Below are 2,892 nucleotides of genomic sequence, written 5' to 3' on the forward strand. Positions count from 1 at the left end.
ACAAATTCTCTATCTCTATTTTTAAAGATAACGCACTTTGTATAACCCAAATTTCTAGCTATATGCTCGCAAATTTCGCCGTTTTTGCCGATGTCCTCTTTTGCGTGAGCGTCCGAGCCAAAGGTGATAGGTATATCATTTTGGGCGATGAGCTCTAGCAAATTTACGCTTGGATATTGCTCGCCGATAGGCTTTCTAAAGCCAGCCGCGTTTATCTCAACGACTAAATTTGCCTCTTTTATCGCTTTTATGGCGTTTGCAGCCAAAATTCTAACGTCTTTTTTTGGTAAAAATTTAAAAATTTTAAGCAGATCTATGTGCCCCATGATGTCAAATTTGCCAAGCTTAGCCGATCTCTCCACGTGGTCAAAGTATTCCTGCCAAATTTGATCCAAGTCTTTGCCCTCGTAGCCACCGATAAATTCGGGATTATCAAAGGCCCAGCCGTTAAAAAAATGGACAGAGCCTATTAGGTAGTCGACCTTTCTACTAAAAACTCGCTCATCCATAAATCCATCTAAAAAGTCCATCTCATAGCCAAGTAAAATTTCTATTTGTCCGCTAAATTCATCTCTTAAACGTAAAATTTCGTCTTCGTAGCTTTGCATCTCGCCAAATTCCATCCTATAAGCCTCATCAAATTTCATCGGAGCGTGGTCGCTAAAGCCAAAGTATTTTGTGCCAGCATTTATGGCGGCTTTTACATACTCTCTTGGCTCGCCAACTGCGTGCTTACAAAGGGGTGTGTGGTTGTGAAGATCGACGGTCATTTTTAGCCTTTTAAAGTCGTTTATTTTTCAAAAATCCTACCTAAAATTTGATAAATTTAAAGATAAACGCATACTTTTTAAACTTTCTTTTTATTTAAATCCTATATAATCAAGGCAAATTTTATTAGGAGCTTTTATGACCCAAGAGGAACTTGACGCGCTTATGGCAGGCGGATTAGAGGATGATTTAGGTGATACTAAAGATGCCAGCCAAGAGGTCGCGGACGTCAAAGAGGATATAGACGAGGTAGCAGAAGTTGCAGAGGCAATTAGTGCCAAAGCAGACGAGCCACAACCAAAAGCAGAGAGCAGCTCAAAGCAAAGTGCAGATGGTTACAGAGTGAGCGCTGACGGCGTTTGGCCACCACCACCACCGACTGAAGACCACAAAATGGTTCACCAGCTTGACGACGTGACAAGAGATAGCGAAGAGAAAGCTACTCAGATGTTTGACAAGCTTGAGACGATAAATAACTTTTTCATGGACGCTGAGAGCGACTCAAATAGCCTAAAAGACGCGATAAACTCAAACGTTGAGCTATTTACAACGCTGAGTGAGAAATTTCCAAATATCGCTGCATTTAGCGAGGCTTTGGAGAAAAACAGCGCACTTCTTGGCACAGTTGATAACATCATCTCAAATTTACAAATGGGACAAGATGAGATCATGATGGCTATGGATATGATGCAGTATCAAGACATCCACAGACAAAAGATCGAGCGTGTTATCAACGTTATGAGAGCACTAAGCAAGTATATGAACACCTTGTTTGAAGGTAAAATAGACGATGATAAACGCGTTGGCTCTGCTGTTCATATCGCAGGTGATACAACGACTGAAAACCTAGTCAGCAACGACGACATCGAAGCCTTGATAGAAAGTCTGGGTAAAAAATAGTGCTAAAAAGGCCTGAGCTTTTATCTCCAGCTGGAAATTTAACAAAACTTAAAATCGCCCTTGAATACGGAGCCGACGCCGTTTATGGCTCAGTGGCTAGCTTTTCACTAAGGACTAGATCAGCAAGAGAGTTTAACCTTGAAACATTCAAAGAGGCGATAGACTACACACACGAAAAGGGAAAGAAATTTTATGCGACCATAAATGCCTTTCCTTTTAACTCTCAGATAGAGCCGCTAAAAAGGCACTTGCAAACCATCTCAGCGATGAAGCCAGATGCCTTTATCATCGCAACTCCAGGCGTCATGAGCCTAGCAAAAGAGATTGCTCCAAATATTGAGATACACCTCTCTACTCAGGCAAACGTTATGAACGTGCTGGATGCTAAAATTTATCACGACATGGGCGCAAAACGCATCGTCGTGGCTAGAGAGATGAATTTAAAAGATGTTATAAAGATAAAAGAGGAAATTCCAACTCTTGATATCGAAATTTTCGTCCATGGCTCGATGTGCTTTGCCTACTCTGGTAGGTGCTTGGTAAGCTCAGTGCAAAGCGGACGTATGTCAAATCGTGGCAGCTGTGCAAATGACTGTAGGTTTAAGTACGAACTCTACGCCAAAAACGAAGAGAGCGGTGTGCTTTTTCGCTTAGAAGAGGATGAAAACGGCACTCATATCATGAACTCAAAAGATCTTTGTCTCATCTCACACATCAAAGAGATCGTTGATAGCGGCGTGATAGATAGCTTTAAGATAGAGGGCCGCACAAAGAGCGAGTACTACGCAGCTTGCACAGCAAGAGCCTATAAAATGGCAATAGATGATGCACTGGATGGTAAATTTGACGCACAAATTTATGAAAATGAGATAAATACACTGAAAAATCGCGGCTTTACGGACGGCTACTTGGTGCATAGACCTTATGAACGAACCGATACGCAAAACCACGTTAGCAGCCTAGAAGAGGGCACTCATCAGGTAAATGCTATAAGTGAAGACGGTGAGTTTTTTAAGTGCAAGTATAAAATTTTCCCAGATAAGAGCTACGAGATCGTGGCGCCAACTGGCTCACACATAGATGATAGTGAAAATGAAATTTCAAAGGTCTATTCACAAGATGGCAAGAAATTTATCAAATTTAAACAGCTCATCACCAAAAAAGGCAAGGTCATGAGTGAAATTCATAGTGGCAATGAAAATGAGATAAATCTCGGCGTTAAGC

3 protein-coding genes are annotated in these 2,892 nt (G+C 41.4%); 2 read left to right on the forward strand and 1 reads right to left on the reverse strand.

What is annotated here, in order from left to right; all coding sequences use genetic code 11:
• A partial coding sequence (locus Q0296_RS04855; RefSeq protein WP_298037286.1) for a histidinol-phosphatase occupies positions 1–770 on the reverse strand: 770 nt, incomplete at its 3' end.
• Between the two features lie 136 nt (positions 771–906).
• On the opposite strand from Q0296_RS04855, the gene Q0296_RS04860 reads away from it, so the two are divergent.
• Together Q0296_RS04860 and Q0296_RS04865 are read left to right on the forward strand one after the other, a co-directional pair.
• Entirely contained in the window at positions 907–1,668 is a 762-nt protein-coding gene (locus Q0296_RS04860; RefSeq protein WP_298037287.1) for a chemotaxis protein, read from the forward strand.
• Positions 1,668–2,892: peptidase U32 family protein (locus tag Q0296_RS04865; protein WP_298037289.1), on the forward strand; the 1,225-nt coding region annotated here is incomplete at its 3' end. The genes Q0296_RS04860 and Q0296_RS04865, both read left to right, overlap by 1 nt.

This window comes from uncultured Campylobacter sp. (genome assembly GCF_937890585.1).
In the GTDB taxonomy this organism is placed as follows: Bacteria; Campylobacterota; Campylobacteria; order Campylobacterales; family Campylobacteraceae; genus Campylobacter_A.